The sequence below is a fragment of the Vibrio sabulosilitoris genome, assembly GCF_055391395.1.
Genome location: NZ_AP029600.1, coordinates 240,019 through 258,167, shown reverse-complemented (window position 1 = coordinate 258,167; position 18,149 = coordinate 240,019). Strand labels below are relative to the sequence as shown.

The window sequence follows — 18,149 nt, the reverse complement described above, 5'->3', positions numbered from 1 at the left end:
ATATTGGTCAGTGGCGTCGTTTCAGATGGATCGCCGTCACTATCCACGGCAAACACTGGCAAATTAAACGATAACTGGTCGTCTTCCAGGGAGTTATCTTCATGATCAATCGGCTCAAACAGCTCAATGCGGTAGTTGCCGTCTTCATCGATAGAGACTTGGAGAATATCCACCACACTGTCATCCTCTAGCGTGACGGTCGCATCGTAAACATACGACACCACACCAGAGACCGGATCCGTCACAACATTCGCTGCGCCTAAGACAACTGGCTTACCCAGTGCTTCGATCGGTGCATCCGTATTGAAGGCTGCGGTATCCACTTCAAAGCGAGCAATGTCGTCGCTGCCCGTCATCGCGTTAATGCTACCAGTCACAACTAACGCATCACTGTCTGGGCTATTGCCATCGGCTAGGTTCGCCTCATCAAATGACGCAGGGCTGACCGCAGTGATAACAGGATCTTGACCATCTTGAATATCAATATTGGCCACAGGCATGTAAGTATCGCCATCACCGTCGACAATGGTGGCTGTTACAGATGTGCTAAGAATTTCTTCGCCACTATGGTCTAGATCTCGACTTGGTTCGAAGTACATCTCGCCAGAAGTTTTGATATAAACCGTGCCGTCTTCGACAGCAAAGTCTTGGTAGTCTGGGTCTGCTTGGTCAAGGATAAACGGATCGCTGGTCGCATCACCCTGATAGACAAAGCTCACAACAGAAGCACCATCAGCGCCTTCCGTCGACAAGAAGTCATGTACATCCGTCGCGTTATCACCTGATGTGACTGGCTCAGTCACATCAAGATCAGCAGTGGTGCTCGCGACCGTCGCTTCATCATCGACAACCGTCACTGCAATGTTGGTCTGTGGCGTTAACTCAGATGGGTCGCCATCACTATCCACGGCAAACACTGGCAAGTTAAACGACAACTGGTCGTCTTCGCTTGAGTCGTCCTCGTGGTCAATCGGCTCGAACAGCTCAATGCTGTAGTTACCGTCCTCATCAATGGAGACTTGGAAGATATCCACCACACTATCGTCATCTAGCGTAACGGTGGCGTCATAGACGTAAGAAGTCACCCCAGAAACAGCGTCGGTCACGATCCTCGCAGTGCCGAGAGCAACCGCTTTACCGAAGGCTTCGATTGGTGAGGCACTGTTGAATGCCTCAGTGTCCACTTCAAAACGGACGATATCGTCGCTGCCAGTAGTCGCATCAATACTGCCTGTCGCCACCAAAGCATCGCTATCAGGACTATTGCCATCTGCCAAGTTCGCCTCATCAAATGACACTGAGTCAAGCGCTGTAATGACAGGGTCTTGACCGTCTTCAATACTGATATTGGCGACTGGCATGTAGGTATCGCCATCACCATCTACAATCGTAGCCGTGACAGAGGTGCTGAGAATTTCCTCACCACTATGGTCTAAATCTCGATTTGGCTCAAAGTACATCTCACCAGAGGTCTTGATGTAAACCGTACCATCTTCAACAGCAAAGTCTTGGTAGTCTAAATCAGCTTGGTCAAGGATAAATGGATCGCTGGTCGCATCACCTTGATAGACAAAGCTCACGACCGAAGCTCCTTCAGTGCCTTCTGTCGCTAGGAAGTCATGCACATCCGTAGCATTATCACCAGAGGTCACTGGCTCTGTCACCTCAAGGGCAGCCGTCGTGCTCACTACCGTCGCCTCATCATCCACAACGGTGACCGCAATATTGGTCTGCGGGCTCGACTCAGATGGATCGCCATCGCTATCCACCGCAAACACTGGCAAATTAAATGACAACTGGTCATCTTCTGGCGAGCCATCCTCATGGTCAATCGGCTCGAACAGCTCAATACGATAGTTACCGTTCTCATCAATCGAAACTTGGAAGATATCCACCACACTGTCATCGTCTAGCGTGACGGTCGCATCGTAAACGTACGACACTTCACCGGAAACCGGATCCGTCACAACATTTGCTGCGCCCAAAACAACCGATCTACCCAGTGCTTCGATCGGCGCATCAGTATTGAAGGCTTCAGTATCCACTTCAAAGCGAGTAATGTCGTCACTGCCCATGGTCGCGCTGATGCTACCTGTCACCACTAACGCATCGCTGTCTGGGCTATTACCATCATCTAGGTTAGCCTCATCGAATGACGCTGGCGCAACCGCTGTGATGACTGGGTCTTGACCATCTTTGATGTTGATATTGGCGACGGGCATATAAGTATCGCCATCACCATCAATAATGGTAGCCGTTACAGATGTGCTGAGGATTTCCTCACCACTATGGTCTAAATCTCGACTTGGTTCAAAGTACATCTCGCCAGATGTCTTAATGTAAACCGTGCCATCTTCGACAGCAAAGTCTTGGTATTCTGGGTCTGCTTGGTCGAGGATAAATGGATCGCTCGTTACGTCACCTTGATAGACAAAGCTCACCACTGAAGCGCCATCAGCACCTTCCGTCGACAAGAAGTCATGCACATCTGTCGCGTTATCACCCGATGCGACCGGCTCAGTCACCTCTAGCGCAGCGGTGGTGCTTGCTACTGTGGCCTCATCGTCCACGACTGTGACCGCTATGTTGGTCAGCGCGGTCGATTCAGATGGGTCGCCATCGCTATCGACGGCAAACACCGGCAAGCTGAATGACAACTGGTCATCTTCTGAAGAGCCATCTTCATGGTCAATCGGCTCAAACAGCTCAATGCGGTAGTTACCTTCTTCATCGATAGAAACTTGGAAGATGTCCACCACGCTATCATCATCGAGAGTTACCGTAGCGTCGTAAACGTAGGAGGTTACCCCAGAAACTGCGTCAGTCACGACACTGGCAGGGCCCAGAACAACAGTTTTGCCCGAGGCTTCAATTGGGGTGGCTGTATTGAATGTTGTGGTATCCACTTCAAAGCGAATAATATCGTCACTGCCCGTGGTCGCGTTAATGCTACCAGTCACAACTAGCGCATCACTGTCTGGGCTATTACCATCCGCCAAGTTCGCTTCATCAAATGACGCCGGGTCAACCGCGGTAATGACGGGATCTTGACCGTCTTCAATGCTGATATTGGCGACTGGCGTGTAGGTATCACCATCACCGTCGATGATAGTTGCCGTTACCGATGTGCTGAGGATTTCTTCGCTGCGGTGGTCTAAATCTCGACTCGGTTCAAAATACATTTCCCCTGTAGTCTTGATATAAACCGTACCATCTTCAACATCAAAGTCTTGATATTCTGAATCTGCTTGGTCGAGGATAAATGGGTTGCTAGTCTCGTCACCTTGGTAAACAAAGCTCACTACCGAAGCACCATCCGCCCCTTCTGTCGTCAAGAAGTCATGCACATCCGTGGCGTTATCGCCCGATGTGACCGGCTCAGTCACCTCTAGCGCAGCGATTGTGCTCGCTACTGTAGCCTCATCGTCCACGACTGTGACCGCAATGTTGGTCAGCGCGGTCGATTCAGATGGGTCACCATCGCTATCGACGGCAAACACCGGCAGGTTGAATGACAGCTGGTCATCTTCTGAAGAGCCATCTTCATGGTCAATCGGCTCGAACAGCTCGATGCTGTAGTTGCCGTTTTCATCAATAGAGACCTGGAAGATGTCCACCACACTATCATCATCGAGCGTGACGGTGGCGTTATAAACATAAGAAGTGGTACCACTGACTGGGTCTATGACAATCGAAGGACTGCCCAATGTAACCGGCTTACCGAGCGCTTCTATCGGTGAAGTAGTATTAAAACTAGTGGTATCCAACTCGTAGCGAACGATATCATCACTGCCTATCGTCGCATCGATACTGCCTGTCACAACCAGTGCGTCGCTACCTGGGCTATTACCATCCGCCAAGTTCGCTTCATCAAATGAGACAGGACTGACCGCCGTAATGACCGGATCTTGACCATCTTCAATGTTGATATTAGCGACTGGTGTGTAGGCATCACCATCACCGTCAATGATGGTGGCTGTTATGGAAGTGCTGAGGGTTTCATCACCGTTATGGTCTAAATCGCGGTTTGGCTCGAAGTACATCTCACCGGTCGTCTTGATATAAACCGTACCATCTTCAACATCAAAGTCTTGGTATTCTGGATCTGCTTGGTCGAGGATGAATGGATCGCTGATCGCGTCACCTTGATAGACAAAGCTTACTACTGAAGCGCCATCAGCCCCTTGTGTCGTTAAGAAGTCATGCACATCCGTGGCGTTATCGCCCGATGTGACCGGTTCAGTCACTTCTAGCGCAGCGGTGGTACTTGCTACTGTGGCCTCATCATCTACAACAGTAACCGCGATGTTGGTCAGCGCGGTCGATTCAGATGGATCGCCATCGCTATCGACAGCAAACACCGGTAAGTTAAACGACAGTTGGTCGTCTTCGCTCGAGCCATCCTCATGGTCAATCGGCTCAAACAATTCAATGCGATAGTTACCTTCTTCATCGATAGAAACTTGAAAGATGTCCACCACGCTATCATCATCGAGAGTTACCGTAGCGTCGTAAACGTAGGAGGTTACCCCAGAAACTGCGTCGGTCACGATACTTGCGGTACCTAAAACAACGGTTTTACCCAAGGCTTCAATAGGGGCGGCTGTATTGAATGTTGCGGTATCCACTTCAAAACGAACAATATCGTCACTGCCCGTGGTCGCGCTAATGCTACCAGTCACAACTAGCGCGTCACTGTCTGGGCTATTACCATCCGCCAAGTTCGCTTCATCAAATGATGCTGGGTCAACCGCGGTAATGACGGGATCTTGACCGTCTTCAATGCTGATATTGGCGACAGGCATGTAATTATCGCCATCACCGTCGACAATGGTGGCTGTCACCGAGGTGCTGAGGACTTCCTCACCACTATGGTCTAGAACTCGACTTGGTTCAAAGTACATCTCACCAGAAGTCTTAATGTAAACCGTGCCATCTTCGACAGCAAAGTCTTGGTATTCTGGGTCTGCTTGGTCGAGAATAAACCGATCGCTGGTCGCATCACCGTGATAGACAAAACTCACTACCGAAGCACCATCTGCCCCCCCTGTCGCAAGGAAGTCATGCACATCCGTGGCATTGTCGCCCGATGTGACTGGCTCCGTCACCTCAAGAGCCGCACTCGTACTCACTACCGTCGCCTCATCATCCACAACAGTGACCGCTATGTTGGTCAGAGCGGTCGATTCAGACGGATCGCCATCACTATCGACGGCAAATACAGGCAAGTTAAACGACAACTGATCGTCCTCTGATGAGCCAGACTCATGGTCAATCGGCTCAAAAAGCTCAATGCGGTAGTTACCCTCTTCGTCGATAGAAACTTGGAAGATGTCCACTACGCTATCATCGTCAAGCGTAACGGTCGCATCGTAAACATACGACACCACGCCGGAAATCGGGTCCGTCACAACATTCGCTGAGCCTAAGACAACCGGTTTACCCTGTGCCTCAATCGGTGCATCTGCATTGAAGGCTTCAATATCCACTTCTAAGCGAGCAATATCGTCACTGCCCGTCGTCGCGCTGATACTGCCTGTCACCACCAACGTGTCGCTGTCTGGGCTATTGCCATCGGCTAGGTTCGCCTCATCGAAAGATGCAGGTGTAACCGCGGTAATAACGGGGTCTTGACCATCTTCAATATTGATATTGGCCACGGGCATATAGGTATCGCCATCACCGTCAACAATGGTGGCAGTCACCGACGTACTTAGAATTTCTTCGCTGCTATGGTCTAAATCTCGACTTGGTTCAAAGTACATCTCACCGGTCGTCTTGATGTAGACGATGCCATCTTCAACCCCGAAGGCTTGGTACTCAGTCTCGGTTTGGTCGAGGATAAAGGGATCGCTGGTCGCTTCTCCCTCATAGACAAAGCTCATGACCGAAGCGCCATCCGCCCCTTCCGTTGCTAGGAAGTCATGCACATCCGTCGCGTTATCACCAGAGGTAACCGGCTCAGTCACCTCAAGGGCAGCCGTCGTGCTCGCTACCGTTGCCTCGTCGTCCACTATGCTAACTGCAATGTTGGTCTGCAACGTCAACTCGGATGGATCGCCATCACTATCAACGGCAAACACTGGCAAGTTAAACGACAGTTGGTCATCTTCTAAAGAGCTATCCTCATGATCAATCGGCTCAAACAACTCAATTTGGTAGTTACCGTCCTCATCAATGGAAACTTGGAAAATGTCGACAACCGTATCATCGTCTAAGGAGACTGTTGCATCATAAACATAAGAGCTTATGCCACTGACTGGGTCAGTCACAATCGAAGGGCTACCCAGTGTAACCGGCTTACCAAGTGCTTCTATCGGTGAGGTGCTATTGAAGCTAGCGGTATCTACCTCATAGCGGACGATATCATCACTACCAGTTGTTGCACTGATACTGCCTGTCGCCACTAGTGCATCACTATCAGGGCTATTACCATCGACTAGGTTAGCCTCATCAAATGACGCCGGGTCAACCGCAGTAATGACGGGGTCTTGACCATCTTCAATGCTGATATTGGCGACTGGCATGTAGGTATCGCCATCACCATCGATAATGGTGGCTGTCACAGAGGTACTGAGGGTTTCATCACCGCTATGGTCTAAATCGCGGTTTGGCTCAAAGTACATCTCCCCGCTAGTCTTGATATAAACCGTACCATCTTCAACAGCAAAGTCTTGGTATTCTGGATCTGCTTGGTCGAGGATGAGTGGATCACTAGTCGCGTCACCTTGATAAACAAAACTCACTACTGAAGCGCCATCAGCCCCTTCTGTTGTTAGGAAGTCATGCACATCCGTGGCGTTATCGCCCGATGTGACCGGCTCAGTGACTTCTAGCGCAGCGGTGGTGCTTGCTACTGTGGCCTCATCATCCACGACTGTGACCGCAATGTTGGCCAGCGCGGTCGATTCAGATGGGTCGCCATCGCTATCGACGGCAAACACTGGCAAGTTGAATGACAGCTGGTCATCTTCTGAAGAGCCATCTTCATGGTCAATCGGCTCAAACAACTCAATGCTGTAGTTGCCCTCTTCATCGATGGCGACTTGGAAAATGTCCACCACGCTATCGTCATCCAGCGTAACCGTAGCATTATGAATGTACGACACCACACCGGAGACCGGATCCGTCACGACATTCGCTGAGCCTAAGACAACCGGTTTACCCAATGCCTCAATTGGTGCAGCGGCATTAAAGGCTGTGGTATCCACTTCAAAGCGAACGATATCATCGCTGCCTGTCGTTGCATTGATACTGCCTGTCACAACCAGCGCATCGCTATCGGGACTGTTACCATCCGCCAAGTTCGCCTCATCAAATGACGCTGGATCAACCGCGGTAATGACGGGATCTTGACCGTCTTCAATGCTGATATTCGCGACTGGTGTGTAGATATCACCATCACCGTCAATGATGGTGGCTGTTATAGAAGTGTTGAGAATTTCCTCACCGCTGTGGTCTAAATCGCGGTTTGGCTCGAAGTACATCTCCCCGCTAGTCTTGATATAAACCGTGCCACCTTCAACATCAAATTCTTGGTATTCTGGATCGGTTTGGTCGAGGATAAATGGATCGCTGGTCGCGTCACCCTGATAGACAAAGCTTACTACTGCAGCGCCATCAGCCCCTTCTGTTGTTAGGAAGTCATGCACATCCGTGGCGTTATCGCCCGATGTGACCGGCTCAGTGACCTCTAGCGCAGCGGTGGTGCTTGCTACTGTGGCCTCATCGTCCACGACTGTGACCGCTATGTTGGTCAGCGCGATCGATTCAGATGGGTCGCCATCGCTATCGACGGCAAACACTGGCAAGCTGAATGACAACTGGTCATCTTCTGAAGAGCCATCTTCATGGTCAATCGGCTCAAACAGCTCAATGCGGTAGTTACCTTCTTCATCGATAGAAACTTGGAAGATGTCCACCACGCTATCATCATCGAGCGTAACCGTAGCGTCGTAAACGTAGGAGGTTACCCCAGAAACTGCGTCGGTCACGATACTTGCGGTACCTAAAACAACGGTTTTACCCAATGCCTCAATTGGCGCAGCGGCATTAAAGGCTGTGGTATCCACTTCAAAGCGGACAATATCATCACTGCCCGTGGTCGCGCTAATGCTACCTGTCACAACTAGCGCGTCACTGTCTGGGCTATTACCCCCCGCCAAGTTCGCTTCATCAAATGACGCTGGGTCAACCGCGGTAATGATGGGGTCTTGACCGTCTTCAATATTGATATTGGCGACTGGCGTGTAGGTATCACCATCACCGTCGATGATAGTTGCCGTTACCGATGTGCTGAGGATTTCTTCGCTGCGGTGGTCTAAATCCCGACTCGGTTCAAAATACATCTCCCCGGTAGTCTTGATATAAACCGTGCCATCTTCAACATCAAAGTCTTGGTATTCTGGATCGGTTTGGTCGAGGATGAATGGATCACTAGTCTCGTCACCTTGATAGACAAAGCTCACTACCGAAGCACCATCCGCCCCTTCTGTCGTCAAGAAGTCATGCACATCCGTGGTATTATCGCCCGATGAGACTGGCTCAGTCACCTCTAGCTCAGCGGTTGTGCTCGCTACTGTGGCCTCATCGTCCAAGACTGTGACCGCAATGTTGGTCAGCGCGGTCGATTCAGATGGGTCGCCATCACTGTCCACGGCAAACACTGGCAAGTTAAACGACAACTGATCGTCCTCTGATGAGCCATCCTCATGGTCAATCGGCTCGAACAGTTCGATGCTGTAATTTCCACCCTCATTAATAGAGACTTGGAAGATGTCCACCACACTATCATCATCGAGCGTGACGGTGGCGTTATAAACATAAGAAGTGGTACCACTGACTGGGTCTGTGACAATCGAAGGACTGCCCAATGTAACCGGTTTACCGAACGCTTCTATCGGTGAGATAGTATTGAAGCTAACAGTATCCAACTCGTAGCGAACGATATCATCACTGCCCGTCGTCGCATCGATACTGCCTGTCACAACCAGTGCGTCGCTATCTGGGCTATTACCAGCCGCCAAGTTCGCTTCATCAAATGAGGCAGGACTGACCGCAGTAATGACGGGGTCTTGACCATCTTCAATGCTGATATTGGCGACTGGCATGTAGGTATCGCCATCACCATCGATAATGGTGGCTGTCACAGAGGTACTGAGGGTTTCATCACCGCTATGGTCTAAATCGCGGTTTGGCTCAAAGTACATCTCCCCGCTAGTCTTTATATAAACCGTACCATCTTCAACAGCAAAGTCTTGGTATTCTGGATCTGCTTGGTCGAGGATGAATGGATCGCTGATCGCGTCACCTTGATAGACAAAGCTTACTACTGAAGCGCCATCAGCCCCTTGTGTCGTTAAGAAGTCATGCACATCCGTGGCGTTATCGCCCGATGTGACCGGTTCAGTCACCTCTAGCGCAGCGGTGGTGCTTGCTACTGTGGCCTCATCGTCTACGACTGTGACCGCAATGTTGGTCAGCGCGGTCGATTCAGACGGATCGCCATCACTATCGACGGCAAACACTGGCAAGTTGAATGACAGCTGGTCATCTTCTGAAGAGCCATCTTCATGGTCAATCGGCTCAAACAACTCAATGCTGTAGTTGCCCTCTTCATCGATGGCGACTTGGAAAATGTCCACCACGCTATCGTCATCCAGCGTAACCGTAGCATTATAAATGTACGACACCACACCGGAGACCGGATCCGTCACGACATTCGCTGAGCCTAAGACAACCGGTTTACCCAATGCCTCAATTGGCGCAGCGGCATTAAAGGCTGTGGTATCCACTTCAAAGCGGACAATATCATCACTGCCCGTGGTCGCGCTAATGCTACCAGTCACAACTAGCGCGTCGCTGTCTGGGCTATTACCCCCCGCCAAGTTCGCTTCATCAAATGACGCCGGGTCAACCGCGGTAATGACGGGATCTTGACCGTCTTCAATACTGATATTCGCGACTGGCGTGTAGGTGTCGCCATCACTGTCAATGATGGTAGCTGTTATGGAAGTGCTGAGAATTTCCTCACCGCTATGGTCTAGATCTCGACTTGGTTCAAAGTACATCTCGCCAGATGTCTTAATGTAAACCGTACCATCTTCGACAGCAAAGTCTTGGTATTCTGGATCGGTTTGGTCGAGGATAAAGGGGTCGCTAGTCTCGTCACCTTGATAGACGAAGCTCACTACCGAAGCGCCATCGGCGCCTTCTGTCGTTAGGAAATCATGCACATCCGTGGCGTTATCACCCGATATGACCGGCTCAGTCACATCAAGATCAGCACTCGTGCTCATTACCGTCGCCTCATCATCCACAACGGTAACCGCGATGTTAGTCTGCGGCGTCAACTCAGACGGATCGCCATCACTGTCCACGGCAAACACAGGCAAGTTAAACGACAGTTGGTCGTCTTCGCTCGAGCCATCCTCATGGTCAATCGGCTCAAACAATTCAATGCGATGGTTGCCTTCTTCATCGATGGAAACTTGAAAGATGTCCACCACGCGATCATCATCGAGCGTAACCGTAGCGTCGTAAACGTAGGAGGTTACCCCAGAAACTGCGTCGGTCACGATACTTGCGGTACCTAAAACAACGGTTTTACCCAATGCCTCAATTGGCGCAGCGGCATTAAAGGCTGTGGTATCCACTTCAAAGCGGACAATATCATCACTGCCCGTGGTCGCGCTAATGCTACCTGTCACAACTAGCGCGTCACTGTCTGGGCTATTACCCCCCGCCAAGTTCGCTTCATCAAATGACGCTGGGTCAACCGCGGTAATGATGGGGTCTTGACCGTCTTCAATATTGATATTGGCGACTGGCGTGTAGGTATCACCATCACCGTCGATGATAGTTGCCGTTACCGATGTGCTGAGGATTTCTTCGCTGCGGTGGTCTAAATCCCGACTCGGTTCAAAATACATCTCCCCGGTAGTCTTGATATAAACCGTGCCATCTTCAACATCAAAGTCTTGGTATTCTGGATCGGTTTGGTCGAGGATGAATGGATCACTAGTCTCGTCACCTTGATAGACAAAGCTCACTACCGAAGCGCCATCCGCCCCTTCTGTCGTCAAAAAGTCATGCACATCCGTGGCGTTATCGCCCGATGTGACAGGCTCAGTCACCTCTAGTGCAGCGATTGTGCTCGCTACTGTAGCCTCATCGTCCACGACTGTGACCGCAATGTTGGTCAGCGCGGTCGATTCAGATGGGTCACCATCGCTATCGACGGCAAACACCGGCAAGTTAAACGACTGTTGATCGTCCTCTGAAGAGCCATCCTCATGGTCAATCGGCTCAAACAGTTCGATGCTGTAGTTGCCGATTTCATCAATAGATACTTGGAAGATGTCCACCACACTGTCATCATCGAGCGTGACGGTGGCATTATAAACATAAGAAGTGGTACCACTAACTGGGTCTGTGACAATCGAAGGGCTACCCAATGTAACCGGCTTACCGAGCGCTTCTATCGGTGAAGTAGTATTAAAACTAGTGGTATCCAACTCGTAGCGAACGATATCATCACTGCCTGTCGTCGCATCGATACTGCCTGTCACAACCAGTGCGTCGCTATCTGGGCTATTACCATCCGCCAAGTTCGCTTCATCAAATGAGGCAGGACTGGCCGCCGTAATGACCGGATCTTGACCATCTTCAATGCTGATATTGGCGACTGGCATGTAGGTATCGCCATCACCATCGATAATGGTGGCTGTCACAGAGGTACTGAGGGTTTCATCACCGCTATGGTCTAAATCGCGGCTTGGCTCGAAGTACATCTCACCGGTCGTCTTGATATAAACCGTGCCATCTTCAACATCAAAGTCTTGGTATTCTGGATCTGCTTGGTCGAGGATAAATGGGTCGCTAGTCTCGTCACCTTGGTAAACAAAGCTCACTACCGAAGCGCCATCCGCCCCTTCTGTCGTCAAAAAGTCATGCACATCCGTGGCGTTATCGCCCGATATGACCGGCTCAGTCACCTCAAGATCAGCACTCGTGCTCATTACCGTCGCCTCATCATCCACAACGGTAACCGCGATGTTAGTCAGTGGCGTCAACTCAGATGGATCGCCATCACTATCAACGGCAAACACCGGTAAGTTAAACGACAGTTGGTCATCTTCTAAAGAGCCATCCTCATGATCAATCGGCTCAAACAGCTCAATTTGGTAGGTACCGCCCTCATCAATGGAAACTTGGAAAATGTCGACAACCGTATCATCGTCTAAGGTGACTGTTGCATCATAAACATAAGAGCTTATGCCACTGACTGGATCAGTCACAATCGAAGGGCTGCCCAGTGTAACCGGCTTACCAAGTGCTTCTATCGGTGAGGTGCTATTGAAGCTAGCGGTATCTACCTCATAGCGAACGACATCATCACTACCAGTTGTTGCACTGATACTACCTGTCGCCACTAGTGCATCACTATCAGGGCTATTACCATCCGCCAAGTTCGCTTCATCAAATGACGCCGAGTCAACCGCGGTAATGACGGGGTCTTGACCATCTTCAATACTGATATTGGCGACAGGCATGTAAGTATCGCCATCACCGTCAATAATGGTAGCCGTTACCGATGTGCTGAGGGTTTCTTCGCTACTATGGTCTAAATTGCGGTTTGGCTCGAAGTACATCTCGCCGCTAGTCTTGATATAAACCGTACCATCTTCAACATCGAAGGCTTGATATTCTGGATCTGCTTGGTCGAGGATAAATGGGTCGCTAGTCTCGTCTCCTTGATAGACAAAGCTCACTACTGAAGCACCATCTGCCCCTTCTGTCGTCAAGAAGTCATGTACATCGGTAGCGTTATCGCTCGATGTGACTGGCTCAGTCACCTCAAGGGCAGCTGTCGTGCTCGCTACTGTGGCCTCATCGTCCACGACTGTGACCGCAATATTGGTCAGCGTGGTCGATTCAGATGGGTCGCCATCACTATCGACGGCAAACACCGGCAAGTTAAACGACAACTGATCGTCCTCTGAAGAGCTATCCTCATGGTCAATCGGCTCAAACAGCTCGATGATATAATTGCCATCTTCATCGATGGTGACTTGGAAGATGTCCACCACGCTATCGTCATCGAGCGTAACCGTAGCGTCGTAAACGTAGGAGGTTATCCCAGAAACTGCGTCGGTCACGGTACTGGCAGTACCTAAAACAACGGTTTTGCCCAAGGCTTCAATTGGGGCGGCTGTATTGAATGTTGTGGTATCCACTTCAAAACGAACAATATCGTCACTGCCTGTCGCGGCATTGATACTACCTGTCACAACCAGCGCATCGCTATCGGGACTGTTGCCTTCCGCCAAGTTCGCTTCGTCAAATGACACCGGGTCAACCGCAGTAATGACGGGATCTCGACCGTCTTCAATGCTGATATTCGCGACTGGCGTGTAGGTGTCGCCATCACCGTCAATGATGGTGGCCGTTACAGATGTAGCAAGAGTTTCTTCACCGCTGTGGTCTAAATCTCGACTTGGCTCGAAGTACATCTCGCCGCTAGTCTTGATATAAACCGTACCATCTTCAACATCGAAGGCTTGATATTCTGGATCTGCTTGGTCGAGGATAAATGGGTCGCTAGTCTCGTCACCTTGATAGACAAAGCTCACTATTGAAGCGCCATCAGCCCCCTCTGTCGTTAAGAAGTCATGCACAGTCGTGGCGTTATCGCCCGATGTAACTGGCTCAGTGACCTCAAGGGCAGCCGTCGTGCTCGCTATCGTCGCCTCATCATCCACAACGGTAACCACTATGTTGGTCTGCGGAGTAGACTCAGACGGATCGCCATCACTATCGACGGCAAACACTGGCAAGTTAAACGACAGTTGGTCATCCTCTAATGAGCCGTCCTCATGGTCAATCGGCTCAAACAATTCAATGCGATAGTTACCTTCTTCATCGATAGAAACTTGAAAGATGTCCACCACACTATCGTCATCAAGTGTGACGGTGGCGTTATAAACGTAGGACGTCACCCCAGAAACAGTGTCGGTCACAACACTAGCTGCGCCCAAAACAACAGTTTTACCGAAGGCTGCGATTGGTGAAGCGCTATTGAATGCCTCGGTGTCCACTTCAAAACGAACAATATCGTCACTGCCCGTGGTCGCACTAATGCTACCTGTCACAACTAGCGCGTCACTGTCTGGGCTATTACCACTATCTAGGTTAGCTTCATCAAATGAGGCAGGGCCGACCGCCGTAATAACGGGGTCTTGACCATCTTCAATCTCGATATTGGCGACTGGCATATAGGTATCACCATCACCGTCGATGATGGTAGCCGTTACTGATGTGCTAAGGGTTTCTTCGCTGCTGTGGTCTAAATCTCGACTAGGCTCAAAGTACATTTCGCCCGAAGTCTTGATATAGACAGTGCCATCTTCAACCTCGAAGGCTTGATAATCTGGATTAGCTTGATCAAGAACAAATGGATCACTGGTAGTGTAGCCCTGATAGACAAAACTTATAACCGAAGCACCATCCGCCCCCTCTAGAGCGAGAAAATCATGAGTGGTGGTCTCATTGTCTCCATCCACAGTTGGCTCGGTCACTAACAGTTCAACATCACCGGGCACGATAGGCTCATCATCAATGACGGTAACATTGATGTTGGTAAGACTGTTCATTGTAGAAGGATCACCATCGGTATCGATAGCGAAAACAGGGATATCAAATGATAAAGATTCGTCATCACCTGAGTGGTCTAGTGACTCAAACAGCTCAAGTGTATATTGCCCATTTTGATCCACTGAAACTTGGAATACGGTCAACACATTATTATCATCTAGCGTGACGCTCGCAGTGTAAACGTAGGAAGAAACCCCCGTTTGAGGATCTGTGCTTACAACTGGGGTTCCAAGGGTAACAACCATACCCTGTGCCAATATCGTATTGGCTTGATTGAAAGCATCAACATCAATCTCGAAGTGATCAATGTCATCGCTACCCAAAGCCACACTGATATTGCCAAAGCCAACTAGAGCACTGGCATTTGGGTTACTACCATTTAAAAGATTACTCTCATCAAACAACACTGGCGTAATTGCCGTAATCGTTGGGTCTGCTCCATCGCGAATCTCAATATTAGCCTCTGCAGAATAAGTATCGCCATCACCATCAACAATTGTCGCGGTAACGTAGCTATCTATGATCTCACCTGCACTGTGATCTAAATTACGATTGGGCTCAAAGTACACCTCTCCCGTCGTTTTTATAAAGATGATGCCATCTTCAACCACGAAGGGTTGGTAATCCGTTTGGCTTTGATCCAATACAAACGGTTCACTCGTGCTATCCCCCTCATAGATAAAGCTGATCACCGCTGCACCGTCAGCCCCTTCTTGTAACAGAAAATCATGTACTTCAGTGGTATTTTCCCCCTCAGAACTTGGTTCGGTCACAGGCAAAGTTGCAACATCAGCAACTACGGGTTGGTCATCAGCGACAGTGACGACCACACCGGCACTGACTGAAGGATCGCCATCGTTATCCACGGCATAAATCGGGATAGTAAAGTCAAGTGAATCATCCTCCTCACCCAAATGGTCAAGCGCCTGATACAACTCAAAAACGTAACTACCATTGGCATTCACTGTAATCTGAAAAACATCGACGGAGATGTTAGTTTCCAGAGATACTGTGCCCATATAAACGTAAGAGACTTCCCCCGTATCAGGATCTGTCACCTGGACCGGCGAGCTCATACTAACAGGCTGACCTAATGAATTAATCGGAGATTGAGCGTTAAACTGACCATGATCAATCTCAAAATGATCTACATCATCACTGCCAACAACCACAGAAATTTCACCGGCGGCAGAAACCACTGTTCCGGATGATTGAGTGCCATCGACAAGTTCAGCTTCGCTGAATGCTAAAGATGAAACACTGTCAATAGCCGGCTCTTGACCATCGACAATCGTTAGTTCAACGCTCGAGTTTGCCTCATCACCATCATTATCACGCACCGTAAAATTAATCTCTGCGAAGACTTGCTCTGCTTGGCTGTGATCGATGTTTCGGTCAGGTACAAAGCGAATAGCCCCATCATTGGTCACAAACAAGGTGCCATATTCAACCTCAAAACGCTGCTCGCCGTCGATAGTCGGATCTAGGGTATATTCAGTCTCAAGCTCACCGCGATATATAAAGCTGACCACGGACGCACCGTCGGCGCCATCGTTAGTGATGACTTGATGAGTAACCTGATTCTCTCCTGCAACGGTGGGCTCAGAGACCACATAGCGACCATCCGCCAGTGTTTGCGTATCATCAGCAATGGTGACCTCAATATTGCTGTCTTCACTTAGCTCAGAGCGATCGCCATCGGTATCAACCGCATAAACTGGAATATTAAAAGCAACCGAGCCGTCTTCTTGCCCACGATGATCAACTGCTTGAAGCAACTCAAAGGTGTATTCACCTTCCTCATTCAACGAGAGATTCAATACATCGACTCGTTCACCGTCGAGGGTGACATAACCACGATAGATATACTGGCCGTCAACAATCTCCGGCCCCTCGAGCACAACAGGTTGACCAAAGGCTGTCAGAGATGAAGTCTGATTAAACGCGGTGACATCCACCTCATAGTGGTCGATATCATCACTGCCCTGCTCTGTCGTAATCGTGCCCGTTCCGGTCAATAATGCCGCGTCAGGGTCGTTGCCATCGGGCAGATTTGCTTCCGAGAGATTAACTCGACTTGCCCCGGTAATGACTGGGTCAGCGCCATCTTGAATATTGATCGTCAGGCGAGTTTCAACAGTGTCTTGGTCAAAATCTGTAGCAACAATCGGCAGTACAAAAGCCTCTGTATCCATCCCAGATTGCGGGTGTTCCAGTGGGCCAAACTGGGTCACTGTAAACGAACCATCAAGCTCAAGCACAATTTCAAGCAAAGGCTGATCACTGTTTTCAAGAGTCAGGAGAATACGTGCACCATCATCAGAGAGTGTCGCTACTGTCGGTTGATTATCACTCAATATGCCCGACAAGTTATCAATCGCACTGGGCTGAAAGCGAATAGATTGCAACTCATCGCTACCAAGCTCAAGCACACTGCCGGATATTGGGGTGTTGTCTGATTCTAGAGTGGTAATCTCGACTGGTGTAGCGGTTGGGTCAGCACCATCACTAATGGTCACCTTGACATTTATCGGTGATGTAAGGTTAATACCCGCCTCATCTTGACCAACAATCACAAGGTCAACAGCAAGCTGATCATCCACTAATGTGATTGCACCTTGCTCAGGAGTTGCAAGATGATCGATTGGCTGAGAGAGCGTTGTGGTGATCGACAACAACACATCCCCATCTCCAGAAGGTTGTGCTGCTATCTCTATACGAACGACCTCTCCATCACTCGACTCGCCGATGATGGTATTGCTATCCTCATCGTAGACAAAAGTGACTGGTGCACCGGATGAGGTGATCTCACTCGATAGCTCATCCAACAAATCACTTAAGGTACCGGGATCGGGAACAAAACTGGTCGGGTCAAGCGGTACCTCACCCGCTTGGATTATGCCAGAGACAGTCAAAGACTCGCCCGACGATTCACTGCTAATGTTTGCTTCCGTTATGCTCAGCTCAAACAGGCCACCACCCACCGCTGGTATCAAAGTATCACGCGCCTCATCTTCAATATCTCGCTCGGCAATGGGGGCAGCGGTCTCAAAAAATGTAGACGCTAGCGCTTCGGCATACTTGTACTCAATCGAAATAAAACCAGCGTTAGCGGCATCGCTCTGTGCTTCACCAGCGGCAGTATCGAGGATCTCTGTCGGGTCAACTCCATCCAATATCGCCTGCTGAATAGCAAAAATGTCCAAAGGCTCAAAATTGGTTGGCTGCGTTGGTTCAATGGCAATATTTCCATCCACTTCAGCCGCGGCAAGGATATCTCCCGAGAGTGTCGCAACGACATTGCTTGACAGTTGACTGACTTGCTCACCCTGAGCGACAACCAATAACCCCCCTGCTGGGGTGATGGTAATTTCGCCAGATTGAATCACGTCACCCTTTGACAGAGTTCGCGAACTGCCATCGGTGGAGATGGCCACAACATTTCCCTCAACTTGTTCAACAATTACGTTTTGATTATTCGTTTTTATATCCAT

1 protein-coding gene (running past one end of the window) is annotated in these 18,149 nt (G+C 49.8%); it reads right to left on the bottom strand.

Translation table 11 applies throughout. The features are described from left to right. A protein-coding gene (locus ACZ5R2_RS16980; RefSeq protein WP_464903396.1) for a retention module-containing protein crosses the window boundary here: on the bottom strand, positions 1-18,149 show its 5' portion. Its footprint begins 10,399 nt before the window's first position; only the first 18,149 of its 28,548 coding nucleotides appear in the window; its start codon is at positions 18,147-18,149; its stop codon lies beyond the left edge, outside the window.